Source organism: Streptomyces sp. NPDC092952 (assembly GCF_044754785.1).
In the GTDB taxonomy this organism is placed as follows: domain Bacteria; phylum Actinomycetota; class Actinomycetes; order Streptomycetales; family Streptomycetaceae; genus Streptomyces.
The window spans coordinates 522103-547213 of record NZ_JBIVPT010000003.1 but is presented as its reverse complement, the minus strand read 5'-3'; the positions used below and the strand labels follow the sequence as shown (position 1 = coordinate 547213).

The 25111-nt window shown below is 68.7% G+C and carries 25 protein-coding genes; 13 read left to right on the top strand and 12 right to left on the bottom strand.

Annotated features, from left to right (window positions below):
* Positions 1-203 precede the first annotated feature (203 nt).
* Positions 204-1364 carry a hypothetical protein gene (locus ACIQGQ_RS10325; RefSeq protein ID WP_402393104.1) on the top strand — a complete coding sequence of 387 codons (1161 nt, stop codon included), beginning with the start codon at positions 204-206 and terminating at the stop codon, positions 1362-1364.
* A 52-nt stretch (positions 1365-1416) separates the two neighbouring features.
* Here ACIQGQ_RS10325 and ACIQGQ_RS10320 read toward each other — a convergent pair whose 3' ends face one another.
* From ACIQGQ_RS10320 to ACIQGQ_RS10310, 3 genes are all read right to left on the bottom strand, one after another.
* Complete coding sequence (locus ACIQGQ_RS10320) at positions 1417-2619, bottom strand: tyrosine-type recombinase/integrase (RefSeq protein ID WP_402393102.1); 1203 nt, start codon at positions 2617-2619, stop codon at positions 1417-1419.
* Positions 2619-2837, bottom strand: coding sequence for an excisionase family DNA-binding protein (locus ACIQGQ_RS10315; protein ID WP_402393448.1), 219 nt, complete (start codon positions 2835-2837; stop codon positions 2619-2621). The genes ACIQGQ_RS10320 and ACIQGQ_RS10315 overlap by 1 nt, the downstream gene beginning before the upstream one ends.
* Positions 2838-3022: 185 nt before the next feature.
* Positions 3023-3505, bottom strand: a complete 483-nt coding sequence (locus ACIQGQ_RS10310) for a helix-turn-helix domain-containing protein (RefSeq protein WP_402393100.1) — start codon at positions 3503-3505, stop codon at positions 3023-3025.
* A gap of 296 nt (positions 3506-3801) precedes the next feature.
* Between ACIQGQ_RS10310 and ACIQGQ_RS10305 the strand changes: the two genes are divergently transcribed.
* The 4 genes from ACIQGQ_RS10305 (at position 3802) to ACIQGQ_RS10290 (ending at position 8458) form a co-directional block, all read left to right on the top strand.
* Positions 3802-5037, top strand: a complete 1236-nt coding sequence (locus ACIQGQ_RS10305) for a DUF3631 domain-containing protein (RefSeq protein WP_402393446.1) — start codon at positions 3802-3804, stop codon at positions 5035-5037.
* Between the two features lie 253 nt (positions 5038-5290).
* Positions 5291-6076 (top strand): DUF2637 domain-containing protein, encoded by a 786-nt coding sequence (locus ACIQGQ_RS10300; RefSeq protein WP_402393443.1) that lies wholly within the window; start codon positions 5291-5293, stop codon positions 6074-6076.
* 273 nt (positions 6077-6349) lie between these two features.
* Positions 6350-6796 carry a plasmid mobilization relaxosome protein MobC gene (mobC, locus tag ACIQGQ_RS10295; protein ID WP_402393098.1) on the top strand — a complete coding sequence of 149 codons (447 nt, stop codon included), beginning with the start codon at positions 6350-6352 and terminating at the stop codon, positions 6794-6796.
* Positions 6797-8458, top strand: a complete 1662-nt coding sequence (locus ACIQGQ_RS10290; protein WP_402393095.1) for a relaxase/mobilization nuclease domain-containing protein — start codon at positions 6797-6799, stop codon at positions 8456-8458.
* 118 nt (positions 8459-8576) lie between these two features.
* Here ACIQGQ_RS10290 and ACIQGQ_RS10285 read toward each other — a convergent pair whose 3' ends face one another.
* From ACIQGQ_RS10285 to ACIQGQ_RS10275, 3 genes are read right to left on the bottom strand one after another with little or no spacing between them, the layout of a single operon-like run.
* Entirely contained in the window at positions 8577-9158 is a 582-nt protein-coding gene (locus tag ACIQGQ_RS10285) for a GNAT family N-acetyltransferase (protein WP_402393093.1), read from the bottom strand.
* Positions 9155-9724 carry a peptide deformylase gene (locus ACIQGQ_RS10280; protein ID WP_402393090.1) on the bottom strand — a complete coding sequence of 190 codons (570 nt, stop codon included), beginning with the start codon at positions 9722-9724 and terminating at the stop codon, positions 9155-9157. The genes ACIQGQ_RS10285 and ACIQGQ_RS10280 overlap by 4 nt, the downstream gene beginning before the upstream one ends.
* The gene (locus ACIQGQ_RS10275; protein WP_402393087.1) at positions 9721-10671 is read right to left on the bottom strand and encodes a multiprotein-bridging factor 1 family protein; all 951 of its coding nucleotides are present in this window, start codon (positions 10669-10671) and stop codon (positions 9721-9723) included. The genes ACIQGQ_RS10280 and ACIQGQ_RS10275 overlap by 4 nt, the downstream gene beginning before the upstream one ends.
* A 164-nt stretch (positions 10672-10835) precedes the next feature.
* Here ACIQGQ_RS10275 and ACIQGQ_RS10270 point away from each other — a divergent pair, with 164 nt between their 5' ends.
* The 4 genes from ACIQGQ_RS10270 to ACIQGQ_RS10255 are packed head-to-tail and all read left to right on the top strand — an operon-like array spanning position 10836 to position 14831.
* On the top strand, positions 10836-11996 hold the full coding sequence (locus ACIQGQ_RS10270; protein WP_402393084.1) for a glycosyltransferase family 1 protein: 1161 nt from the start codon (positions 10836-10838) through the stop codon (positions 11994-11996).
* Positions 11993-12697 (top strand): hypothetical protein, encoded by a 705-nt coding sequence (locus ACIQGQ_RS10265; RefSeq protein ID WP_402393081.1) that lies wholly within the window; start codon positions 11993-11995, stop codon positions 12695-12697. The genes ACIQGQ_RS10270 and ACIQGQ_RS10265 overlap by 4 nt, the downstream gene beginning before the upstream one ends.
* Entirely contained in the window at positions 12694-13941 is a 1248-nt protein-coding gene (locus ACIQGQ_RS10260; RefSeq protein ID WP_402393079.1) for a hypothetical protein, read from the top strand. The genes ACIQGQ_RS10265 and ACIQGQ_RS10260 overlap by 4 nt, the downstream gene beginning before the upstream one ends.
* On the top strand, positions 13938-14831 hold the full coding sequence (locus ACIQGQ_RS10255; RefSeq protein ID WP_402393076.1) for a hypothetical protein: 894 nt from the start codon (positions 13938-13940) through the stop codon (positions 14829-14831). Before ACIQGQ_RS10260 ends, ACIQGQ_RS10255 begins: the two co-directional genes overlap by 4 nt.
* Here ACIQGQ_RS10255 and ACIQGQ_RS10250 read toward each other — a convergent pair.
* Positions 14789-15286 (bottom strand): ATP-binding protein, encoded by a 498-nt coding sequence (locus tag ACIQGQ_RS10250; RefSeq protein WP_356931709.1) that lies wholly within the window; start codon positions 15284-15286, stop codon positions 14789-14791. The two genes, ACIQGQ_RS10255 and ACIQGQ_RS10250, sit on opposite strands and share 43 nt — an antisense overlap.
* A 106-nt stretch (positions 15287-15392) precedes the next feature.
* Here ACIQGQ_RS10250 and ACIQGQ_RS10245 point away from each other — a divergent pair, with 106 nt between their 5' ends.
* Positions 15393-16310: an FkbM family methyltransferase gene (locus ACIQGQ_RS10245; protein ID WP_402393074.1), complete on the top strand. Its 918-nt coding sequence runs from the start codon at positions 15393-15395 to the stop codon at positions 16308-16310.
* A gap of 56 nt (positions 16311-16366) precedes the next feature.
* Positions 16367-16840 (top strand): NUDIX domain-containing protein, encoded by a 474-nt coding sequence (locus ACIQGQ_RS10240; protein WP_402393072.1) that lies wholly within the window; start codon positions 16367-16369, stop codon positions 16838-16840.
* 146 nt (positions 16841-16986) lie between these two features.
* Here ACIQGQ_RS10240 and ACIQGQ_RS10235 read toward each other — a convergent pair whose 3' ends face one another.
* Both ACIQGQ_RS10235 and ACIQGQ_RS10230 read right to left on the bottom strand, forming a co-directional pair.
* Entirely contained in the window at positions 16987-17553 is a 567-nt protein-coding gene (locus ACIQGQ_RS10235) for a hypothetical protein (RefSeq protein WP_402393069.1), read from the bottom strand.
* Between the two features lie 666 nt (positions 17554-18219).
* Positions 18220-19872: a HEAT repeat domain-containing protein gene (locus ACIQGQ_RS10230; protein WP_402393066.1), complete on the bottom strand. Its 1653-nt coding sequence runs from the start codon at positions 19870-19872 to the stop codon at positions 18220-18222.
* Between the two features lie 320 nt (positions 19873-20192).
* Here ACIQGQ_RS10230 and ACIQGQ_RS10225 point away from each other — a divergent pair, with 320 nt between their 5' ends.
* The gene (locus tag ACIQGQ_RS10225; protein ID WP_402393063.1) at positions 20193-20396 is read left to right on the top strand and encodes a hypothetical protein; all 204 of its coding nucleotides are present in this window, start codon (positions 20193-20195) and stop codon (positions 20394-20396) included.
* 467 nt (positions 20397-20863) lie between these two features.
* Positions 20864-21037 (top strand): hypothetical protein, encoded by a 174-nt coding sequence (locus ACIQGQ_RS10220; protein WP_402393061.1) that lies wholly within the window; start codon positions 20864-20866, stop codon positions 21035-21037.
* Between the two features lie 280 nt (positions 21038-21317).
* Here the strand turns inward: ACIQGQ_RS10220 and ACIQGQ_RS10215 are convergent, their stop codons facing one another.
* Genes ACIQGQ_RS10215 through ACIQGQ_RS10205 form a run of 3 tightly spaced genes read right to left on the bottom strand, consistent with a single transcriptional unit; the run spans position 21318 to position 24937 of the window.
* A complete protein-coding gene (locus tag ACIQGQ_RS10215; RefSeq protein WP_402393058.1) occupies positions 21318-22076 on the bottom strand; it encodes a hypothetical protein in 759 nt (252 codons plus the stop codon).
* 3 nt (positions 22077-22079) lie between these two features.
* Positions 22080-24290 (bottom strand): hypothetical protein, encoded by a 2211-nt coding sequence (locus tag ACIQGQ_RS10210; protein WP_402393055.1) that lies wholly within the window; start codon positions 24288-24290, stop codon positions 22080-22082.
* On the bottom strand, positions 24287-24937 hold the full coding sequence (locus ACIQGQ_RS10205) for a hypothetical protein (RefSeq protein ID WP_402393052.1): 651 nt from the start codon (positions 24935-24937) through the stop codon (positions 24287-24289). Before ACIQGQ_RS10205 ends, ACIQGQ_RS10210 begins: the two co-directional genes overlap by 4 nt.
* Between the last annotated feature and the right edge of the window lie 174 nt (positions 24938-25111).

Genomic DNA, 25111 nt, shown 5'->3' with positions numbered 1-25111 from the left:
GTCGTCATCGCCTGACCGGCGGCGAACTGTCGATGCGAGCCGCGCGGGACAGCGTCCGAAGTACGCAAGGAAGTACGAACATTCACCCGGACGAGCGAGTCAAGATCAGACCACCCGTCTGAAAGGTGTAACAAGTGACGTTTGCCCGGTAGATGCCGACGAGCATGCGGCATGCACAAAAGCCCGCTCCTCTATGCGTGCGAATGGGTGATGATGGCGCTGTGATGGTGGACCTGAGCAACTACGAGCTGGATTGGCCGACTTCCCTGTTCGTGTCGGAAGGGGAGCGCATCCTCAGGGCGACGAGCCGCTCGTGGGAGGACCGCGCAGAATGGCTCCTGACCGAGGCTCTGGTCGGATCGACAGCCGTGACGGACTTCCAAGAGGTCGACGCCCCTCGTAACGGCTGGGGAGTGGGGCGGGAGAGCCGGTACAAGCAAGGAACCCAAGAGGACTGGTTCTCGGAACTCATCAGCCGTGCTTCGGAGATTCGGCCTGCGCTCGCGCCCCGACCGTACTGGCCTCAGCGACACACACGTGGCTCGTCTGCCGACGGCAGCACCGCCCGAGATGCCCGCCGCGACTTCGCACGGATCGTCGGTGATTTCGTGGACAAGGGCTACTTGGTCGAGCAGTTCGGCGAGGAGTGCATCGACGGGCGGGATGACCTGCCCGACGCCTCCGCGCTGATCGAACGGCGCCTGGGCATTCCAGACTTGTGGCCTCTGGCCCCGACCACCTGGGACGACGACATCTTCTACGGCCTGATCGAGGTCTTCCACGACCTCGTCAGCCGTCCCCGGCTACGGAGCTTTCACTCCTACGGCGGGTGCGGCTGGCACCACTCGGAGTTCCACAACGGGCCGGCCCGAATCCTCTACCGCACGAAGATCAACAAGCTGCTGAACGAAGCAGGGACCGAGTACGAGCTCGCCGCCGAGGGGGAGGACCTGGGTCGACTCGTCGCAGTTACCGACGACGCACGTAGCCAGCTTGTGCACCGTGTCCTCAACGACAGCCCTCCTGCCATCACCGACCGCGTCCGGCATGCCATCGCACTCTTCCGCGCACGCGACGCCTCTCTGGAAAGCAAGCGGTCGGCCATCGTGGCCGCAGTCGGGATCCTGGAGGAACGCCGCACCCTGATCCGCGAAGACCTCGGAAAGCCTCACGACGGGGCCCTGTTCGAGATCGCCAACAGATTCGACCTACGCCACCGGCGCGCGGACCAGCTGGCCGACTACAACGACGCCTTTCTGGACTGGATCTTCTGGTGGTACCTCGCCACCGTCGAGCTCACCAACAAGCTGATCGAGGCCGCGGAATCCCCGAAGGCCGGCATCGCAGCCGAGCCTCCCTTTTGACGGGCGCGAAACCATCAGGTGGAGGTCCGCTCTGGACCTCCACCTGGGCCTGTCACCTCACCCGCGCAGCCCCGCCGGAACCTGGAAGCGCAGCCGAAACCCTTTGGGCAACAGCGGCTGCTCCCAAGCCCCGAATCTCCGCTCGCTGGCGGCGGACATCGGCGTCGATGTCATCGGCGAGCTTGCGCTGGTGCGCCTTCGTGGAGTGCTGGTAGATCAGCTGGGCCCGTTCCGAGGACTGGCCGGCGCGGACCATGAGGTCCTTGAGCTTGGCGCCGGTGTCGGCGGCGAGGGTGTTGCCGGTGTGCCGGAGGTCGTAGAAGCGGAACTCCTTCGGCATGCCGACCGCGTCCCGTGCCTTGCGCCACTTCCGGCCGAAGGTGGTGCCGCGCAGGGCGGCGCCACGCTCCCCGACGAAGACGAGGCCGTCGGGCCCGTCCTGGGCGAACCACTCCAGGTGGCGGCGGACGTCAAGGAGGATGAAGCTCGGCAGCATGATCTCCCGTTTGCCCGCACGGGACTTGGGATCGCCGATCACCCGGCGGCCCGTGTTCAGCTCCGGAGCCGCTCGCCGAACCCGGACCGAGCCGGTGTCGAGGTCGATGTCGGCTCGGCGCAGCTCGGCCAGTTCCTCCGGCCGCATGGAGGCGAAGGCCCCGAGGAGGACCATCAGCCGCCAGCGGATCCCGATGGCCTCGGCGAGCGCGAAGACCTGCTCGACGGTGGCCACAGGTCGTTCGTCCGCGTCCTCCCGGCCCGCTCCACGAATGAAGCAGGGATTCCGGCGGATCAGATCGTCCTCGACAGCCGTCTGCATGATGGCCTTCAGCAGCCGGTAGGACTTGGCGGTCGTGGTGGCGCCGGTCGCCCTCCGCCGTTCCGCACGCCAAGTCCTGACCTTGGCCGGGCTGATGGCGTTGACGTACTCGCCGCCGAAGGTCGGCTCCAGGTGGAGGCGGAGCAGCCGCCGGTACAGCTCCTCGGTGGTGGGCGCGACGCCGCGCTCGTCGATCCATCGGGTGGCGTACTCGGCGAAGAGCACCTCGCCGGCAGTCGGGTCGATCCAGTCGCCGCGCGACTGGTCGGCCTGGACCTGGGCGAGGAAGATCTCGGCCTCGCGCTTGGTCTCGTACGTCTCGGGGGCAGCGCGCAGCAGGCCGTCTGCCCCGGGGTAGCGGGCCTGCCAGCGGCCCGAGGGGAGCCGGCGGATCGCGCCGAAGCTGCGGCGCGGGACCCTCGTGCGGGAGCCTGCCATCAGGCCACCAGCCCGAAGCCGGAGCGGCGGGCGCGGACGGGCTCGACCGTCCGCTCCTCGACGTAGGCGCTGAGCACGCTCTCCGAGATACGGACGTGCTTGCCGAGCTTCACGTAGCGGATGCGGCGCTCGGCGACGAGCCGGCGGATGAAGCGGACGCCGGTCCCGAGGCGTTCAGCGGCCTCGTCGACCGTGAGCAGGCGGTCGTTGTTGTTCACCTCCTTCGCCGTGCGGGGCTGGGTGGAGGCGTGGGGTATTGCCGTGTGGCGCAAGTGGGTGTCCTCTCCTGGCCTCGGCGGTTGGGGCGGCAACCCCGGCCGGGCCGGTGTCGTTCAGGGATGGGATGGGCGTGTGGTGCGGCCGGGTCCTGGGGTTTGCGGTCCAGGGCGGCCGGAGGAGCGGGCTACTGCTGGGGCGGCGGCCCGAACTCCTCCTGGTTGATCTTCATGGTGCTCTCGGCGATGGCGTTGCTGACCATCACGTCGGCCGCCTCGCGGATGTCCGGGTGCTCATCGAGGTAGGCGGTGAGTTCGGCGGTGGCCCGGCGGTACGCGTGCTGGGCTCGCTGGGCGGCCGCGCTGGCGGCCACGACGGTGTCGATGAGCTCCATGGTGCGGCCGGCGGCGGCCAGGCCCGGTGGGCCGACGAGGTTGGACAGGGACACCCCGAAAACCTCGGCGAAGCCGATGGCCTCGTCGAGGTTGATGCGGCGCTTGCCGTTCTCGATGCGCCACACCCCCGACGGGTTCATCTCGTAGCCGGCCTCGTTGAGGCGGTCGGAGAGCGTGGTGGTGCTCCAGCCGCGCTGGTCGCGCTCGGCCTTGATCCGCTTGGCGGCGTTGTCCTCGCCCTTGAGCAGGACACCCTCTGGCTCGTCGTCCGACATCGGCCCCTCCTTCCTGTCGCAGCGTGCCGCTGCACTCTGCAGGGCCAGTAAAGACAGTACAGCACCTTCTGCCACTTGCAAAGCACCTATGCATAGTGCATAGTGATAGACGTGCCGCACCGCCCCGAACCGCTGGAGCCCCCATCGCCTAGCCCGACAAACAGAAAGCCCCCCGGTGCTTGCGACACCGAGGGGCTCAAAGCGCAAACCTCACGCCGCCCATCCCTGAACGACTAGCTGCATGGCCGGGTTTGCCGTCCCGTATGGCCCGCAGATTGAGGAGCTCGATGTCCAGTATGGACGAAGCCACCCCGAACACGCCATCGCTTCCCGCCGCCTGGCCGCCGGTCGCCGTCCCCGGCCAGCCCGCCGCCCCGCAGCCAGACCCCACTCCGCCATCCAAGGGCGAGGAGGCACTGTCCGACCTCCGGGCGCAGTTCCGCCGGTACGTGGTGCTGCCGAGCGAGGACGCGCTCACGGCCGTGACCCTCTGGGTGGCGGCCACCCACCTGCAGACGGCCTGGCAGCACGCCCCGCGCCTCGCGGTCGTCGGACCCGCGAAGAGGTGCGGCAAGTCGCGGCTCCTGGACGTGGTCACCGAAACCGTCCACGACCCGCTGATCACGGTCAACGCCTCCGCCGCCGCCGTGTTCCGGTCGATCACCGAGAACCCGCCGACCCTGCTCGTCGACGAGGCCGACACCCTCTTCGGTTCGGCCAAGGTCGCGGAGAAGAACGAGGAGATGCGCGGCCTGCTCAACGCCGGCCACCAGCGCAACCGCCCCACCCTGCGGGTCTCCGGCCCGAACCACGAAGTATCGAAGTTCCCCACCTTCGCGATGGCCGCCCTCGCCGGGATCGGAGACCTGCCCGACACGATCATGGACCGGTCGGTCGTCATCCGGATGCGCCGCCGGGGGCCGGGCGAGAAGGTCGCCGAGTTCCGCACCGTACGGGACACCCCCGCCCTGCACGCCGTACGGGACCGGCTCGTGGCCTGGCTCGGACCGCTCCACGCCACCGCCCTGGACCTCACCCCCGCTATGCCGGTCGAGGACCGGGCCGCCGACACCTGGCAGCCACTGGTCGCCGTCGCCGACCTCGCCGGCGGCACCTGGCCCGAGGCCGCCCGCGCCGCCTGCCTGGCCATGACGAAGCACGAGGCCGAGCAGGACCAGGACAACAGCGCCCTGAACCTCCGGCTCCTCGCCGACGTCCGCCGCGCCTTCGCCGCCGAAGGAAACCCGGCCCTGCTCCGTACCGGCCGCCTGCTCGGCATCCTCAACGAGGACACCGAGTCCCCCTGGCCCGAGTACAAGGACAAGGGCCTCACAGCACGCGGCCTGCAGCTCCTGCTGAAGGACTACGGCATCAGCGCCGCCAGCCACCGCTTCCCCGACGGCTTCCAGGCCAGGGGCTTCGCCCGCGAGCAGTTCGCCGACGCCTGGGCCCGCTACTGCCCCCAGCCCGCCCCGGCCGCTTCCCCGGCCGCCGAGCCGCTGCTCCTGCCGGAACCGGCACCCGGCGCCTGACCCGGCACGACCCGTCCCCACCCGTCCCCTCGCAGGTCGGGGCCGGGACGGGTCACCCGCCCGTGACGGGTCGACCCGATGTCACGACCCCCACCCGTACCTGCGCTGACCAGGCATGCGACGAGTCGGGACGGTTCCCACCCGCCACCGGCCGCGCGGCCACCCCAACCTCCCCGAGCTTCCGGAGCACCCTTCCTTGACCTCCCCCAGCACCACCGCACCTCCAATACCCCTCCCCGGCCTGATCCGCAGGATCGTGGCCCTCCCCGTCCTGATCCCCGCGGGCGTCGCCCTCCTCGCCATGGCCGCCTTCGCGCTCTCGTACGACGCCCTGCGCCAGATGGCCGCCGCCAGCCATATCCACCCGGCCCTCACCTACGCCTTCCCCCTGGTAATCGACGGCTTCATCGCCATCGGCATCGGAGCCCTCCTCATCGTGCGCACTGCGCGCTTGGGGTCCCGGGCGTACGTCTGGGGCCTGGTCAGTGTTGCCACCGCCACCAGCATCTGGGCCAACGTCCTACACGCCGTCCGCCTCAACCAGCAGACGCGACGAGGCGGCCTCGCCCTGGACGACATCACCGTCGGCGTCATCTCCGCCATCGCCCCACTCGCGCTCGCCGGCGCCGTCCACCTCTACCTACTCGTCCAGCGCCGCCCCGCCCACGCAGAGCCTCGCGACGAGGGCCGCCACATCACGGCGGCCACCCCTCCAGAACGTGGCGCGGCAGCAGCCGCCAAGGAGCCACGGTCAGACGAGAACGTGGCCGAGCAGGCCGAAGAGGCCGCCGAGCAAGTGGCCCAGCCCGAGAAGCCGCCCGCCAAGCGTGGCGATCAGCGGCCGATGGCCACGTGGGAGCAGGTGGTCGAGATCGGTCGTACCGCCCCCTTGGGACGTGCGGGCCACGTCTCCCGCCGCCACATGGAGACGGCCATCCGCGACAAGGGCCTCAGGCCCGGCCGCCGCGAACGCATGGAGAAGGCCAAGGCTCTGCTCCAGGCCGAGCGCGACCAGTCCTCCGCTGAGGTAGACGCGTAGCCCAGGCCCCTTCCGCACACCGGACGCTCGCCCCGGAACACCTCCGGGGCGAGACCACTTCGTCTCCCCGCACAATCAGAGAGCCCACGCATGCACGAACAGCCCCTCCCCAGTTCTCCGTACGCCACCCAGCAGCCGACCACCACCCCTGCCCCGGGCGGAGCAAGGTATGGCGTTGGACCGTCCAAGGGCCGGTCCCACGCGGAAGCCTCCGCCCCGGGGGTGGCGGAGGCGGCGGGTCCCCGGCGCGAGGGCGCACCGGGGGCAGGAGGTGTGCGTGCCGCCGATGAGGCCGCGCTGCGTCGTATCGCCCGTCGCCGTGCCCGCCAGAACGTGCAGCGGCGAGAGCGTGTCGACGTCCGCTACAGCGTCAACGAGAAGCAGGCGATCCTCGCCGAGGCCCGCCGCCACAACCTGGCCGGCGCGCACCTCGTCGGCGCCATCGTCATGGCTCACCTGGACAGCGACCTCGCCCTGCCCGCCGAGCGTGCCGCCACCGACGACCTGATCGATGAGTTCGCTGCCTTGCGTACCGAGCTCGCCAGGATCGGCACGAACGCGAACCAGATCGCCCACCGCCTCAACGCCGACGGCAACGCACACCCTGTGGACGCCGCCGTCCTCGCCGAGGCCCGCCGACTCGTGACGACCGTGAGGCAGACGGTCGCGGCGGTCGACGCCGCCGCCGATGTGGCCGCCACGCACCACCGGGCGGCCTGATTGATCGCGAACATCGTCAAGCCCGGCCACAAAACACGGGGCGTCCTGAACTACCTCTACGGACCCGGTCGCGCCAACGAACACACCGACCCCCACCTCGTAGCCTCCTTCGACGGCTTCGCCCCCGACCCCGGCCGCGACCCCGACGCCACCCTCGCCCAGCTCGCCGCCGTCCTCGACCTGCGGGTCAAGCAGGCCGGCCACAATGCGCCGAAGAACCACGTCTGGCACTGCTCGATCCGCGCCGCCCCCGAAGACCGCCACCTGACCGACGACGAGTGGGCCACCATCGCCCGCCGCATCCTCAACGCCGCCGGCATCGCCCCGGCCGGCGACCCCGACGCCTGCCGCTGGGTCGCCGTCCGCCACGCCGACGACCACATCCACATCGTCGCCACCAAGGTCCGGGGCGATCTGCGCCCGCCGAGGAACTGGAACGATTTCCTGCGCGCCGACAAGGAACTCGTCGCCATCGAGAAGGAGTACGGGCTCCGCCAGGTGCCGCGAGGCGACTGCACCGCTGCCAAGCGGCCGACCCGCGCCGAGCAGGAGAAGGCCCGCCGGACCGGCAACGCCCGAACCGCCCGGGAACACCTGCGCACCGTCGTCCGGACCGCCGTCTCGGCGGCCACGAACACCGAGGAGTTCTTCTGGATCGTCGAGGGGGCCGGAGCCCTCGTCGACGTCCAGTACTTCCCCTCCGGGGACGTCCGCGGCTACAAGGTCGCCGTCGGTAACGACACCAACGCCCAGGGCGAGCCCGTCTGGTTCTCCGGCTCCACCCTCGCCCCAGACCTCTCCTACCCCAAGATCACCGAGCGCCTGGCGGCCACGGCTTCAACGTCGGCGGAACAAACCGACCCCCCGGCCTGGCGACGACTCGCCCGCGCCGTCGACGGGATCCCCGACCACCTCGACCAAGAGGAAGACGCCGGACAAGCCCACATCACCGTCCTCGCCGAAGCTCTCGACGCACTCCCCCTGATCGCCCCCGACGGCCTCCGGCCTCAGCTCGTCCAGGCCGCCACAGCCTTCGAGCGGGCCAGCCGCTCTGGCATCCGCGCCCGACACGAGCAGGCCCAAGCCACCCGCCGGGCGGTGAAGGCGATCCTGCGTCAGCCCGCACCGAAGGACGGAGCCCTCCTCGCGACCGTCCTCGACGCTCTCCTGCTCGCGGTCATCGCCGCCCAACACTGGCACCGCGCCCGCGACCATCACCAGCAGGCCGAGGCCGCGCAGCGTGCAACCACGCACCTCCGCGTGGCCTACCAGACCGCAGCCGCCGAACCCCTGACCGCACTCCACCACCGGGGTCGGCACCTCGCCCCATGGCTACTGAAGCAGCAAGCCGCTACGGTGCGCCAAGCACTGCCTGACCTGGCCGAGCAGATCCTCGCCGAACCCGACTGGCCCGCCCTCGCCGCCACGCTCAACAACACCACAGCAGCCGGCCGCGCTCCCTCCGCGCTCCTCATCCAGGCCGCCCGCCACCGAGAACTCGACACCGCCACCAGCCTCAGCGAAGTCCTCGCCTGGCGCTTGAACCGCCTTCGAGAACCCGTCGTCAGGAAGCCCCCGCGCAACAAAGCAGAAGGGCGAGTCCGGCCCGGTTCCACCACCACACCACGAGCCGCGCCACCAGCACGGCCAAGGACCCGGTGACTCGGGACTACCCGAACAGCGCGAGCGGCTCCCCGCCCGGGGAGCCGCTCAGAATCAGAGCAGCAAGCCTGTTCCAACGGTTCCTGAAGATCGCCCCGGTCCCGCCGCCCAGAGACTCCTACGCGGCGCCCGCCCCCGAAGCGGTACCGCCACCCACACCCTTGATCGGCGCCCACTCGTACTCCAGGATCGAGTACGTGATCGAGTCGCGCCACGCACCATGGACGAAGACGTGTTCGCGGATCCGGCCGTCCTCGGTCATTCCCGCCCGCAGCAGGGTCCGCGCGGATGCCTCATTGTGCGGCGAGCGAGCTGCCCATATGCGGTGAAGGCCGAGCGTTCGGAAACCGAGCCCGCACAGCAGGTGGACGGTCTCCGTACCGAAGCCCTTGCCCCACGCGTCGGGGTGCAGGGCGAAGCCGATGGTGGCCGCCTGCTGCGGTTCTGTCGCCAGGCGGGCGTAGCCGATCAGCCGGGGGTCGCCGAGCCGGGTGACAGCAAGGCCGTACTCGGTCCTGGGAACGTCCGTGGCCGAAGCGATGGACCGGTCGACGATCGCCTGGACCTGTTCGGGGGTACGGGGCTCGAAGCTGAGGTGCCGGGTGGCCTCGGGGTCGCCGTAGATGGCCAGGAGGTCGGCGGTGTCCCCGAGTTCGATTTCACGCAGGGCCAGACCGGGGCCGGCCAGGTGGACTGTCACTGCTCGTAGGCCCAAGCACAGCCGGTCTGACGGTACTGCTCGACAGGGATGGGGACGACGCCGGTACGCATCCGCGCGGTATAGAGCAAGCCGTCCAGGTGGTCGATCTCATGGTGGATCAGGCGGGCGAGTCCGCGTTCGTAGGCGGTGGTCACCAGCTGACCGTCCAAGGTCGTGGTCTCCACCGTGATCCGAAGGGGCCGGGGAACCAGACCGCGAACGTCGAAGAACGACAGACAGCCCTCATACTGCTCGTCCGCGTCGCTGGAGCAGTCGGTGATACGGGGGTTCAACAGCACGACCGCAGGAGTGCCGGGGCCGGGGAGCTGGACCACGGCAGCGGCCCTGGCGATCCCGATCTGAGGGGCCGCGAGGCCCATGCCCTTGGCGAACGGGTGGACCTGCCCGATCCTCTCCATGGCTGCGAACATCTGCTCGACGGCCTGCTCGGCTGCCTCGCGCTCAGCCGGCAAGTCGAAGGCGCGAGCGGGTTCAGCGAGAACCGGAGCGCCGTCCTGCACAACGCCGAGGTCCCGCATCTGCTCGCTGGGCCGCGCCTGGTTCACGTGAACTCCCCTTGATTCATGTCCCGTTCGGTTCGCCCTCGAAACCGCCATTCCAGACGGTACCGGGCGTGGAGTGCGGGTGTGGAGGTACTCCAGGAGAAGATCCGCATCCCGTTCTCCTCGCGCTGCATCGGGGCCGTCCGCAGCGGTGCGGCCTCGGCAGTCATGGAGGTTTCCGTGCCCCACACGGCGGGGTCGAGTGCGGTGGGGAAGGCGAGTTCGACTGCCAGGTGTTCGGTAGGCAGGCGGACGGCGCGCTGGAACCAGCGGCCCCACTTCTCGGCGCCCACCGAGTAGGCGTACTCGATCCAGACCGACTCGCCCGGGTAGAGGGGGAAGCGGCCCTCGCTGTTCTCGAACGCCAGCCACACCTCCTTGAAGGCGTCGCGGTCATGCTTGGCCTGCCAGTGCATCGCCTCGCCGCGGCAGGTCGCGGTCAGGGCGAGTTCGTCCCAGGTCAGCGGGTGTTCGCGGTAGTGGGCGTTGGAGCGTTCGGGCTCGCCCGGATAGCGGTCGACACTGATACGGATCAGGTAGCGGGTGATGGGTTCGCTGCCGGTGTTCCGCAGCAGTCGGCGCATCGTCAGCCGGTAGTGGCTGCCGTCGTAGTCCAGACGGGCTGCGTCGTGCTCGACGACGATCGCCGAGCCGGCCGCGTACGGCTGCTCGGATCTGCGGGGCACCGGCGTCGACGGCGCTGGTGCGGTGCGGGCCTTGGCCGCCTCGTAGTCCAGCCATCGTCGCCAGATGGCCTTGCCCGCGTTCAGAGCCTCCTCCGCGCGCAGCGCGAAGTCCTCCGTCGGCTTGTGTCGGCCCGACTCGACATGGCTGACGTAGGACGGGTCGAAGCCCATCCTTCTGGCCAACTCCCGCTTGGCTAGGCCCCGCACCTCGCGCCAGTGGGCCACTTCCGCCGCGAACGCCTCGGCCGCTTGCTCGGCCGTCAAGGCATCATCCCGCGCGTCCATCAAAGCCCCCGCCCTGGCTGCCGGATGAGATGAATGAACCGTGAGTGATCTCGATTCACCATTCTGTCACGGTCTCGGTCACGCGTTTCCTTCCTTCACCGGCCCAGGTCGATCCCCGGGCCCCAAGAAGGAGGGTCTCAGCGATGCGCGTGCTGTATCTGCTCAATGTTTCCAACAGCAGTCAGCTGGCTGCCGATTCCGGCTTCACCTTCGCCGACCTGATCGCCCCGGCCCTGACCGACGCCGGGGCGGAGGTGACCGTGGCCTCTCCCGTCCCGGTCGGCGACGCCCGCGTGCACTTCGCGCTCACCACGTCGCCGTCCACCAAGTACCGGGCCCGCTTCGACCCGGGCATGGACGCCCTGGTTGCCCTGTTCCGCAACCGGCGGCCCGAGGTGGTGGTGGCCAACCAGATCGAGGCCGCCCCCGCGATCCGAGCCGCGCTCCTGGAAGCCGGGGTGGACGCGCTGATCGTCGGCTACTGCCACTACCTGCCGTTCTCCTTCACCGACACTGGCCCCGGCGCCTTGGAGCTGGACCCGGCGATGGACGACGGCGGCCTCGGCCGCAGCGTGCTACTGGCCTTCACCGCCGGCCTCGCGGCCTGTGACCGCGTCCTGGTCCACTCCTCCACCGCCGCCGCCTGGACCACGGCGGCAGCGGTCCGCACCGGCGTCGACCTCGGCGAGAAGCTGCACATCGTCCCCGCCCCCAGGGACGTACGGCTGGTACGCGACCCTGCAGACATCACCCCGCCCGAGGGCCGGGCCACCGGCATCTACAACCACCGCCTGTACGCGCATTACGGCACCGCCCGCTTCACCGGGCTCGCCCGCCGCCTCGTCGCCGAGGCTCCGGTGCGGCTCACAGTGATGGACCTGTTCGGCACCCGCAGCCCCGAACGCGTCCGCCTCGACCCCAGCCCGGAACGACACCTGGAAGAGCTCGCGACCACGGACGGCGTCGCCATCGCCTCCGACCACGGCGACCGCGTCCGCTACCGCGACCTGCTGGCCGACGCCCACTTCGGCATCGCCCCCTTCCGGCCCGGCTGCCCCTGGTCCATGTCGGTCATCGACTGCCAGGCGATGGGCCTGCCCGTGATCGGCCCGCGCACCGGCTGGCTGGCCGAGCACATCGACAACGAGCTGCTGTTCGACACCGACGAGCAGGCCGTCCGGATCACCACGCGCCTCGCCACGGACCCCGAGTTCTACCTCCTGCACGCCAAGCGCGCGTATGCCTCCACCGCCGAACTCGCGCCCGCCACGGTGGCCGCCCGCTACCTGGAGGCGATCCAGTGACCGGCTTCGACGCGGTCCAGCTCTCCTACGACGAGCCGCTGGCCAGCTCCCTGCACACCCGCCTCACCCGGGTACTGGGCGGCACTGTCAAGCGCCTGCACGGGGTCCGCGGGATGCGCCGTGCCTACCGGCTCACCGCCGAGCTGGTCGACACCGAGACGTTCTTCCTCGCCGACGGCGACTTCGCCATCGACCCCGAGTTCTCCACCGCCGCGGTGGAGCCGCTGGCCGACGGGGTGGCGATGCGGGTGTGGCAGGCCGTGAACCCGGTCAATGGCCTGACCTACGGATACGGCGGACTCAAGCTGATCCGCCGCTCGGCGCTGCGGGAGATGGGCCAGGCCGTCGACGTGCTGGCCGCACTACCCGGACGGGTCGAGTTCTGCCGCCAGACCGCTGGCATCACACGGTTCAACCAGAGCCCGTTCCACGCGTGGAAGGCAGGCTTCCGCGAGTGCGCGATGCTCGCGCGCGGCAGCGAGTACGGCATGACCGACGCCTCCGCCCAGGAACGTATCAACGCCTGGACGTCCAGCCGCAACGGCGAGTACGGCACCTACGCTGCGGCCGGCGCCCGCGACGGGCTCGACTTCGCCAAGACCGTCGCCGGCAGCCCTCCGCGCTTCGAGGTACTCAACGACCCACCCTGGCTCCACCGGCACTTCACCACCCTGTACGGCGAGCAGGCGGTCACCGGATGAACACCGTCCCTGGGCCGCTGGTGCTGATCGAGCCGTACGCGCACCGGGGCGGCGGGCACCATCAGCGCACGCTGACGGCGCTCGCCGCCGCGTGGCCGAAGAGCTTGGTCGTCGCCCCTGACGGACTGAGCGAGGGCCTGAGCCCGCTGGCGCGGTCCGTGGCCCGGATCGCCGCCGGACCGACCGGGCCGACGGCGGGGATCCTGCTGGCCGCCGCGCGGGCGGCGGAGCGCGTCTCGGCCGCCGGCCAGCGGGCCTTCACCTCCCGGAGCTGGCCCCAGGGAATCCGCAGAGCTCCGCATCAGGTCACCCTCCTCGCCCGGTGTCTGACCGAGGCTGCCTGCCTTCGCACCGCGCGCCGACTCGCCCCGCGGGCGGCGGCCGTGGTGATCCTCAGCGCGAACGAGGCCCTGCACGGCGTGGCCGCCCTGCTCGGCGGCGTCCCGCACCTGCGATTCGTCCACGAGGTGGTCACCACCGAAGACCATCCGGTCCGGTTGCTGGGCCGGCTGGCCCGCAGGAGCGAGAGGCGGGTGATCGCGCTGCTCCCGACTGCTGATGTCCGCGACCAGGTCACGGCGGCCTTCCCGCATCTTCGCGGCGAGGTGCGACCGTTCGCGGTCGACGACGGACGGCGGCTGACCGACGCCGAGCGCGACAGCGCCCGCGCCGCCTTCACCATCCCCGGCGACGCGAGGGCGGTGTGCCTGGTCGGCGGCTGGTGGCCGTACAAGGACATCGCCACCATCGACGCGGCCCTCGCCCGCCTCACTACCCCGCTGCACGTCCTAGTGTGCGGCATCCCGCTGGACGACGCCGTCCTCGACCGCTGGCACCAGCTGCCCCATGTCCACCTCCACACGGTGCCGGGTCCGGTCGCCGAGGAGGTCCTGCGGCTCGTCTACGCCGCCGCCGACGCGGCCCTCGTCGCCCGCAAACCCGGGGTCGGCAAGGAGTCGGGGCTGGTCATGGACGCCGCGCGCCTCGGCGTTCCGCTGATCGTCTCCGCGCATGACCACGAGCTGTCCGCCCGGCTGACCGGCCAGCCGTGGGCCCGGCTCTTCCCCTCCGAAGACCCGGACACCCTCGCCAAGACGCTGGACAAGCTCACGACCAAGGCGCCCGCCCGGCCAGGACCGTCGGCGCCCGCTGCACTGGGCATGTACCCGGCGGCCGAGCAGGCCGCCTTCCTCGCCGACACCTACACCCGCCTCCGCCGCCACCTGACCAAGGAGCGCCGATGACGCCCATCCCTCCCGCCCTGATCGCGGTCATCGGACCGGTCGAGCCGACCCTGCTGGCCGCCTGGACCGCCCACTACCGCCGACTCGGCATCGAGCGGTTCCACCTCGCCTTCCACTTCCCCGACCACGTACCCGACGCCTGGCGGCACCAGCTGATCACGGCCTGCCACGACCTCGGCATCGTCCCCGCCCAGATCAGCACCGGCCCCTGGCACGAGCACACCAACACCCTGCTCCGCGACTCCCTGCGCGAGCAGGCCGGAAACGGCTGGCACCTGCTCGCCGACTCCGACGAGTTCCAGACCTACCCCGCCCCACTCACCGACGTGCTCGCCCAGGCCGGGGACGCCGGGCAGAAAGTGGTCGGCGGGCTGATGCTCGACCGCGTCACCAACGACGGCCGCCTGGCCATGTGGCGCCCGGAAACCGGCCTTGACCGGGCCTTCCCACTCGGCGGGCATCTGACCCGCCGACTCCTCCAAGGCGACCCTCGCAAGATCGTCCTCGCCCACTCCTCGGTGACCGTCGCATCCGGCAACCACCGCGCACCGGGCCACAAACCCGACCCGCACGCGCTCGCGTGCGTGCACCACTTCAAGTGGCGTTCGGGCGTCCTGGACGACCTGCGCCAGCGCGTCGAGCAGTTCACCTCCGGCGAGTGGGCCGAGCACACCCCTGCCGTCCGCAGCGAGGCATCCCGCCTGCTGCAACACATCGACCGCCACCACGGCCGCATCGACGTCTCCGACCCGCGCCTGGGCTTCCGCCACGTCACCCTTGACCACCTGCCAGTCGGCTGGGCGGTCGAAGCCGCCAAGCTCACCACCACCTGGCGGCCCCCGACGGCTCAGAACCAGCCGGGTTCCACGATTTCCTCGCCTTCGTCCTGAGGCGCCTCGAAGCGGGCGAAGAAGTCGTCCAAGGCCTCCGGCGTGACGAGCAGCGCGTTCGCGTCTCCCCGCTCGTTGCGCTCCCTGAGCCTGCGCAACAGATCGTTGCGCTCCACCGGGAAGTACAGCAGCCGCCACCGGCCGCCGGCGGCCTCCACCAGTTCCTTCATCTCCTCGCGGTCCTTGCGCGGCCACAGCCCGTGGTCCCAGACCACGTCCCGGCCCTCCGCGACCAGCTCGGCCAGCCGACGGTGCAGCTCGTCGACGACCGGAGTCTCCTTCTCGAAGTACGTGTTCTCCGGGTAGTCGACGCCGTACCGGCCGTGCCGCTCGAAGACGACCTCGTCCACCGACAGGCGCACCGCCCCTTGAGGCTCCAGCACCCGCTGGGCGTAGGTCGTCTTCCCCGAGCCGGTGAGCCCGACCAGCAGATACACCACTGAAGCGTCACTCACAGCCACCACCAACTCCCTCCAACATCACCAGCGTTCTCTCGCCAGTCTGTCACCACCGGCCGGCCCGGGGACCCCGTTCCCAGGCCGCCGTACGAAGGAGCCGCCCATGTCCGCCTCCGTCCTCGCCCACGCGCTACGGGCCTACGTCCGCCACGCCCCCAGAACAGTCGGCAAGGCGCGGCTCGTCGGCCGCTTCCTCGACGAGCACCTGCGCACCCACCCCCTCCACACCACCACCCGGCTGCGTACCGGCGACACGGTTACTGTCACCACCAGCGACGTCATCCAGCGCTACCAGTACCTGTTCGGCGAGTGGGAGCCGAACCTGAGCGCCTTCCTCCGCGACCGGCTCCGCCCAGGGGACACCTTCATCGATGTCGGAGCCCACCGAGGCGCGTTCTCCCTCCTGGCCTCCCACGCCGTCGGCGCCCACGGCCACGTCGTCGCCATCGAGCCCCACCCCCGCTTCCACGACGCCCTGACCACCGCGGCCACCACCAACCACCGCATCAACATCCGGGCCGTCCGCTCCGCCGCCTCCGACACCCACGGCACCCTGGCCCTGTACCTGGAAGACCCCGCCAACCTCGGTCACACCACCGCCATCCGGCCCAGCCGCATCCACGAGACCGTCGCGGTGCCCACCGCCCCCTTGGCCGACCTGATCAGCCAAACTGAACTCGCCACCGCCCGAGTCATCAAGATCGACGTCGAAGGCGCCGAAGCAGCCACGATTCGCGGCCTCCTGCCCGCGCTCCCGCACCTGCGCGACGACGCGGAACTCGTCCTGGAAATCACCCCCAGACTCCTGGCCAAGCAGGGCGAGAGCGCCGCCGACATCCTCGACACCCTGCGCGCACACGGTTTTCACGCGTACAAGCTCACTAACGACTACGACCCGGCCACCTACCCCCGGGCCATGCGCCGGCCGCAGCCGCCCGTCCGGTGCACCGAGGTCCCAAAGGAGATGACGGATCTGGTCTTCTCCCGCACCGACGCCGACCACCTCACGACCGGGCTCTGAGCCTCCCCCCTGGCCACCCACACTTTCCGGCACCTCTACACGGATTGGGCACCGCGATGAACACCAGCGTGATGAACAGCCGCAACGCCGTCTGCGTGATCGTCCACGACAAGGGCAGCGACACGATCGCCGCAGTGCACTACGCCGCCCCCAACTGGTCCCCGCAGCCAGCCTGGACCCTCCCCGGCGGCAAGGCCGAGCCCGGCGAAGCCCTCGACGAGGCAGCCGCCCGCGAACTCAAGGAGGAGACCGGCCTGCTCGTCGACCCGGCCGATCTCTCGCTCGTCCACGTCGTCCACGTCGAACAGGGCTGGGACCTGGCCGGCCAGCTCGTCGTCTTCGTCTTCGCCACTGAAACCTGGACCGGCGAGCTGATCAACACGGAGCCGAACAAGCACCTGGCTGCTCAGTGGGTCGCCGCGAACCGCCTGCCCGAGCCCTCGTTCCCGACCACCATGCAGGCCCTGGCGGCGTACCAGAACGGAGGCCCCTCCTTATCCCGCTACGGATGGCCAGGCATCACTGGGTGACGAGCGAGCTCCAGAGCCAGGCGTCGCACTGAGCAAGGTGCTCCACCGCCGCACCCACACAAGCCACGAGGCGCCCTCCGGCCTGACCCCCGCCTGCCGGTGGTCGAGCGCTGCTGGAATCGACCACCGGCCGACGACGGTCCGGATCAGGCGGCGGCAGCGTTCCCATCACACAGCTCCAGCAGACCGGCGATCACGCCGCCGGCGCTCTCCCCGTTGCGGAGTCGGCTTCGAGCGGTGGTTCCGCCGATACGGAGTTCCAGCATGTCGGCGGTGACGCCATGGGGCCGCAGTTGTCCGACGGCGTGCGGGTGTCGCACCCCGATGATGGCTGCCCACCCGAGGACCTCGGCCCGGCCCACACAACCGGACTTGGCCCAGGCCTTCGCCAGTCTCCAGGCAGTATCACGGTCGTAACCCAACAACGTGGACATGGCGAGGTCGAACACGAATGCCTCCACGCTCGGCTCGGCCTGTCGCTGCCCGTTCCGTCGACGTCCTGGCCTGTTGACGATCCTGCTGGATGACCGACGTTCCAGCCCCAGGTCGATCCCCTCCTGCCGGGCGATGTCCGCTGCTGTGGCGGGCCTCGTGCGGCGGCGGGGCATGTTCACGGGTGACGGCTTTCCGTCCACGGTTGCCGGGGAGGGCTCGGCACGAAGGAGACGATAGATCACGGCGGCCTCCGCATCCTGGCTGAAGTCGGGCTGCATGGGGCCTGCCTTTCAGAAGTCCGCTGAGCGCGGGCATGCGAAAGGCCCCGTCCGGTGTCGAATGGGGCCTGGGGAAGAGGTCGCAAGGCGACGTGAGCCCGGGAGACAGAGCCTCTCGGCGGGCATGAAAAAAGGGCGAGGAGTGAACTCCTTCGCCCTGCTGTCCGCGTCACCGTTTCCGGGTACGCGAAAAACAGCCTCAATGTCTCACCAAAGTCCCCAGCACACAAAGCCCTTCGACCGTCAGCAATCACGGACGGGCGGGCCAGCGCTGCAGGCGCGCGATTGGGTACCTCCCTGGAGTTAACCCACTCGGTATACAACCTCCCGAGCAAGTCCGCCGCATCGCACGGTCCGGTGACTGCCCCCCCCCGCATCATCGTCGAACTCGACGCGAGCCACACCTACCAGGCACGTGCCCCATCCGTGCCCTTCAGAGTGGTGAACAGCGGTCAACACAGGCATCTCAAGGCCAGCGAGATCCGCCACACGAGAGGGCGTTTTCGCAGGCCAGCGGCTAGATAATCTACCTGAGCGACGGTGATTCCCAAGCTCAGAGCGCGAGTTCGATTTACGTCACCCGCCCCATGACGAAGGCCCAGGTCGCAGACCCGGGGCTCTTCTTGCTGCCTGAGCTTCTTGCGTGCCTCCGGGCGAGCGAGCCCATTACCATCCAAAACCCTTGGTAAAGACCTTTTGCATCCTGCAGATTTCGGGGTCGTCAGGCCAGCGCTGAGTAAGGACGTACATCGCCGCTGTTCCCACGGCGGAAGTTCGCCCCCGGTCTGCGAACGCTATGAGGGTGCTGCGAACCTCGGGCAACTCGGGCCACCCCGTTTCGAAGGCGTCAACAATCGCCATCTCTACAATGCTATCCATCTCCATACCTCTGCTGGAGGTACGGGCGAGACAGCACAATGCACTACCAGCGACGGCGTCATGCGACCATTTTTCTCCGAGAGCCTTGATGGCCGTAATATTCATGTGACTTATGCTATGAGTATGGAGTAGACGGATGATCGCGTCGCGGCAGACAGGGTCACCAGGCCACCCAGAGGCGAATGCCTTGATAGCCGCGATCTGGGCCGCGATGTGTTCGCTGTCGGCCAGGGCTGTGATGGCCTCCATCACACCAGGGTCGCCCGCCCAGTGCACAGCTAGAGCACCAGCGACAGCCTCGTTGATCCGCTCGCACCTGTGCGGCAGCATGCCGAGGAAGAGAGCTCGCACGTCGGGGTTTCCCGGGTAGGTGTCCGAAAGGGCTCGGATGGCCAAGTTCTGCACCTTGCTGTCGTCGTCCTCGGCCATGCGCAGGAGCGCCTGTGTCACCTCAGGGTGCTCCGGCCGCCTGACGACCAAGGTTTTCAGGGCAGTGGCTCGGACTTCGGCATCGGGCATACGGGTAGCGGCCAGCAGGATAGCGAACTCATCGTCCTCGCTGAATGCTTCGGTGGGGGAAAGAAACCGCTTCAGCTCGTGGGCGACGTTCTCTTCCGTAGTGTTCACTGCCCGAGCTTTGGCAAGCGCGTCCGCGATGTCGTCCAGTGCCGGCTGGGACAGCAGGTCGACTGGGAGCGCCGAGGGCGCTGGCTGCTGTCCGCCAGCGCCGTCCTGGGCAAGATGGGCAGCATGAGGATGCAGGGCCAGGCGCTGGACGTCAGTCCGGGCCTGTTCCCAGAGTTTCTCCAGCTCGCGGATCCGTAACGTTGCCCGGTCCGCCTCCCGCTGAGCGGTGTGCTTGTGGGCGAGCGCCAGACGTGTCTCGTTGTGCAGCTTGGCAACCTGTCGGGGGTCGGCACCCTCATGCAGGGCATGAGCTCGCTCGGTGTCATGTTCGATGATGATGACGCGCAGAGCATTGATGATGTTCCACAGGGTTCGAACGAGGAACTGGGCGTTCTGCAGTGCGTAATTCAAACGGGTTTCGGCGTGTCGGGCCCTTTCGAGTTCGACTTCCAGGCGCAGCACGGCAACGGGATCCGCCAATTCGGCAGGAGGGCTCGGTTCCAACCGACGGACCAGGTGCATTTGCTCGCGCTCCGCGTCGGCCCCAGACTCGTAGACGGCAGCGAGTAACGCGCAGGCCGTGGCAAAGCGCGCCGAGTATTCCTGAGCGGACAGACCGCCGGCACGGCTGGTGGTTGCAAGGAAGTGACGCAGGAACACCTTCGATGGCGTCGGCACACCGCCCTTGAGCAGCCGGTCGAAGTGCGACTTGGAACACGGCATGCAGGCAGCATCCTGCGCTGACAAGCGCCCCACCTGCTGCTCTTTGTCAAGTTGCTTTTTGAAGGCGTCGGACAGCGCGGTCGGCCCCAAGCCGGCCTCCCTGGCCTGACTGCGTAGGAAGTTCGTGAGCTCGTTCCACGGGCTACTCGCGCCGCGCTCCCCGCTCCTCGCCATCCTCACCCTGCCCTCTTGGATGCCATCCCCGAACAGACCGCATCTTCCCTCGAAACGCCTGCGAGCGACGCTAGCACCCGCTCCAACGAGCTGCGGGTTCCTCAGCATCCGTCCCAGCCCGTCCCAGCCTGTCTCCACACCTCCCAGTGCCTGTTGGGGACGCACACCCGCCGGACCACGCTCGCTGCCATCCCCGGCCGACTGTGATCCCGGGGCGCAGAAGGAAAGGAATTGCGGTGAACATCCTCATCAAGAGCGCACCTGCTGTGGCCTCTTGCCCCACGGCACAGCACGGCCTACTGGAAACGGTCGAAGCCATTCTGTTCGACGCGGTGCCCGAGTTCGCCGGTGGCCTAGGTGTCGTCGTAGTTGTTGCCGCCGCCACGTGGGTGGTACGGCGATTCAATCGGGGCCAGTTGCCCGACCAGCCCTGCACGTAGGGCCAGATAGATCGGCGGCCGCCCCCACCCTGCGGGGACGGCCGCTGGGCCAGCATCCCATCCGTCATCGCGAACGGAAACGAGATGTAGGTGTCCACAAACACCCGCGCTGCCCAGCGGAAACTTGCCCCCGCTCCCCAACCCTGCTGCCCACCAGCCTGGCGAGCCCCTCGGAACGGACGCGTGAGCGGCGGCACGCCAAGCTGACGCCCGCACGACTGGGCATCCTGCCGAGCCACACCACCGTGCCAGGCAACGCGATCCCCATCCCGACCGACATCTCCCCCGACGGCGCACGGGTGGCCGTGTCACAAGGTGCCAGTAGGGGCGGTGCGCAGCGGTCAAAACGGGGTGGGCCAACCCGTCGGCTTCGGCAGTCATTTCCGCAGGTCAGATATCATTCGCACGCGTAAGCGCAGGGTGATTCCCAAGCTCAGAGCGGGAGCTCGATTCTCGTCACCCGCTCCATGGCGAAGGCCCTGGCCGGAGACCAGGGCCTTGATTGTAGTCACGTGACGACACGCCGCAATCATGCATGGGGCCCGGCACGAGAGACGTTCGCAGGTCTGGTCGGCGCGGTGGCTGGCATCTTCGCGTACGCCATCAGCCAGCTCGCCGCAGTCGGCGTGGGCGGCTTCTAGCTCTGCGGTGCGTCTCGGGGCTCGGTTGGGCCCGTGCTTGCATCAAGCATCCGGCCGAGGTGGTGGGGGAAAGTGTCCGGCCTTCCGGTATAAAGCCTCCTCCGGGTACCGACGGACGCGGATCTCCCTCCAGGCGACATCGAAGGAGATGGTGTCGCCGCTGGCCCGGGAGCGCCTCCAGGCGAGGAAGCTGGTCCGCGGGGAGAGCGTCCAGCGCCAGAACACACTGGTTACCTTCACCGTCGGATCTCTGAAGTGCCACAGAGGATCGCGGTGTCCATCAGGCTCCTCCAGGTGGCGCCGGTGTCCCTGTGACGGCCTCTGCAATCTCCTCGACCTTTGCCGCGTGGTCGGGCCGCTCGGCCCTCTGCATTCCGGCGCTCAAAAGCCCATAGACCATCTGCTTCTGCGCTGGCTCGGGGAAGGAGGCCAGAAACTCCCGAACCGCCTCTACCAGTGCGTACTCGACGCCGTGGCGCCCAGGCGGCCGGTAGGCAGCGAACAGCTCAGCCAGGTTCTTGGCCTCGCCCGAGCGCTTGGCCCAGTCGGTTGCGTCGGTCGTGGCCCATCGCGCCATAACCCCGGCGGGGTCGGAGAGCTCCTCGGCAAGATCCTCAAGTTCCTGCCGCCGGATAGCCGTGGCCTTTGACTGCTTGCGCTGGGCGGCCAACAGCGCCTCCACGGCAGCCTGATCCCCCGGCAGTAGCGTCACGTCCACGCGCGCGTCGTACCGGATCTGAGGTTCGACCAGCGTATGGCTGCGCGCCATTTCGCGTGCCAGCAGGTCCTGAACGGAGTGGAGGTCGGTCGCGGATTGCTGCCGGAGGAAATCTGCCGCCTTGTGCCTTAAGGCGATGCGGACGGCACGAGCAGCCCCGTCCGCATCCGCCAAGGCCAGGCCCGCGTTCTGGACCCGCGCATGGAAAACCACCTGGAAGGCGATGCCCTCGTGCGCGCTGCCCAGCCGGGCCTCGAAGCGCTCCACCAGAGCCTGGACTTCCACCCGCGGATCGGGTAGATCCTGCTTTCTCCAGCCCACGACTTACGGCTCCCTGCTGCCGTCAGCTACCGACCACGGACCGGCTTGAGAGATCTGCCTCAGGTCGGCCCGCAACTCGATCACTGCGGCGTCATAGGCGACGCCCGGCTCGCCGATCAGCAGTGCGGAGACCGGCGCGGCCGTCAGGTACCGGGAAATAACACGCCCCAGGATTTCCGTGACGTGCTCACGAGGCACAGTGCCGTCCGCCCGCGCATGGGCCCACCGGTCGATCAGCAGCCGGCACTCCGGATGGACGGCTCGGTTCTCCAGAGCGGTACTCCACCCAGTAACCAGTGCGTCCGCGACGACCGGGTCAGCCGCGGCCGAGGCAAGGGTGACCTGCAATGCGTACGGATGGGGCTGCGGGTCGATGACGGCTAGAAAGGCCCGACTCCCGGCGGTGTTACCTCTTTTGGCAGCCCAAGCGTTGACCATGCGCCAGACGGTCGGCAGCTGCTTCTCCTCGGCCGCCATGGCGCGGAGAGCCGCCTCGGCCTCCATGACAGCTTTGTCCCGCTCGGCTCTCCCCAGGACATGCTGGATGCGCACCAGTGCCTGCCGGGGGTACTGCTGGGCAAAGTCGCTCTGACAGACCATGGCCACCACCCGGGCCACGGGTTCCTTCCCGTCATGCGCCCAGTCGAGGAGTTTCGCTCGGACGGCAGGGCCGAGCCGGTCGGCCTGTGCTGTTCTGCTCAGGACACTGGCGATCAGTCGCAGGTGCCCTTCGTCTGAGCTGTCCCCAATCCAGTTCTTGATCATCTCCACGACACGGATGTCGTTCTCGGTGATGGCCAGTTCGACCAGCAAGTCGCTGATCCTCTTCAGCCGTTTCGTGCCAGCCTGATCCGCCACCAGCCCGTCCAGCCATTGCAGGAGAGGGGTGTGGATGTCCGGACGCTGGTGCCACAAGTGGAGAAGCACCGCCCTGGTGTACCCGGGCCGGTGATCGAAGGATGCTTTCCTGCCCGACACCTTCGCCTTGACCGACGCGAGTCTGTCGCTGAGGTCGGGGCCGGTGAGGATCTCGCGCACACTGTCCTGCTCCTGGTCTCCCAGCAAGGCCCGGGCACCCTCCTGGATGGTGAGTGCGTCTTCGCCGTTGAGAAAGACCGCGGCAATGAGCAGTGCGCGGTCCTCAGGCATCTGTGTCGTGGCCGTGAACACCGCGCTGACGTCGGTGGACCACTCTTGGAACCTGCTTACCGCAGTCTCAACACTTTCCGGTGAGCCGTCCGTGGCGGCCAAGAGGGCGGCCAACCGGGCACCGTCCGCCGGTGTGGACTCGGCAGTCAGCAACCGGGCAGCCGCACCCGCCACGGGCTCGCTGCGGTCAGCTGTGACAAGGTCGGCCCGGCCAGGCAGGTTGTACACGTACTCCAAGTGTGTACGGGCCACCAACTGGGCCGACGGCCTGTTCCTCACGTGGACGAGGGCTGCGGTATGCGCGGCACCTTGCGGCCAGACCCGCTCGTCGGCGATCACGACCAAGCACGATCCGATCTTCGCCAGCTTCTCCGCGTGGACGGCCAGGGCACCGGCCACTCGGTTCGGGTTCGCCCAACCGGTCATCTCGCTTTCGATATGCAGCAGGTAGCCGGTGTGGGCCGCATCGGGGAGAAGGGAGCAGTCCGGCTCCGCAGGGTCCTCCCAGTCGGGCTCAATCTCCTTGAGCTCCATCGAGGCGTCCCTGGCCAGCCGCGAGCGCGCCGTCCGCCACAGAGCACGGATACCGGCGGTCCGCTTGCCGTACTCCGGAGGACCGGCGATCACCACTAGCCCGTGATCCGGCACGGAGAGAACCTTGGCAGCCTCGTCAGCAGCGGTGACCGGCAGATCATCTGCGTCCTTGGACACCCACCCCTGGCTGGCAGCCTTCAGCTCGAACTCGGACAGGTCGATGACGGTAAGCGGCTGCTTGCCCGTCGACAGAAATACCGAACCCAGGGCGGCCACGACGAACGCGTTGTGGTTGCCGGACACGCTCAGCCCAGGCGGCGAGGCTTCCGCGTCGTCCTCTGGCACACCCGAATCTGTGCCGTTCGCATCAGTCGTGGATGTCTGCCCGGACACATCGGCGCCGTCCGGATCGACGACGTCTCTCTCCGAGGCATCTGCAGCCCCGGTCGGCCGGGGCGTGTCCGCTGGCTGTTGCCCAGACCGCTGAGGGCGCACCCAGTCCGGGATACCGTCGTCAAAGGCATCCGTCACTTGGGCTCCTCCGCCCGGTACGTGAAGCTGCCGCCGAAGATCGATTGGCCAGTCATGATGACCTGACTGTTCTTGTTGTTCTCCGCGGTCATTCGTGGCCCCGAGCTGCCCTCACCGTTGGCCCGTTGCCGTTCGCGCACAAGCGCCATGAGGTCGACGGCTGTCCCGGGGTACTTCGCGAGAAAGCTCCTCAGCTGCATGACCAGCTCCTGACAGATCTCCTCGCGCACCCGCTCGCGCTCCGCCTCTGGCGTCTCCAACAGCCGGGCGTGGTGGAGATCCACCACACGGAGCTCGTCCGGGGCCGTCCCCTCGTTACCTCCCCGGAAGAACGCCACCAACGCGTCACGCACGCCCTGCCAGCCCGACCTGGCCATCTCAGCTGCCAGCACCCCTGCGCCACTGGTCGCCACCTCAAGGACATCGAACGCTTCCGCCATGCCCACACCCCCACCCGCTTCGTCGCCATAGATTCGAGAGATCAGAGTGCGGGATGGGATTACAGCAAAAAAATCGAAACGGAGTTCTTGGCCGATAACAGCCGAAAGGGCATGCCGCTTATCGGTCAAGATCCAATCGCCACCAGCAGGCAGTGGATCATGAAATTCCCTGATGGCGACCTCGCGCGACAACCAGACCTGGATCATTCTCGGTCAATGGAATCCATCAACAAATGACTCGAAAATTTCGGAATGCCAGACGGGCAAGCCGTGAAACTCCGAATTTACGGGGCCCAGCGAATGCAAATATTGTCACTGCCATGGCGTGTCGACCGGGACCTCATGACAGTCGGCTCAGGGGGTCCCACGCTCGGCCCCACC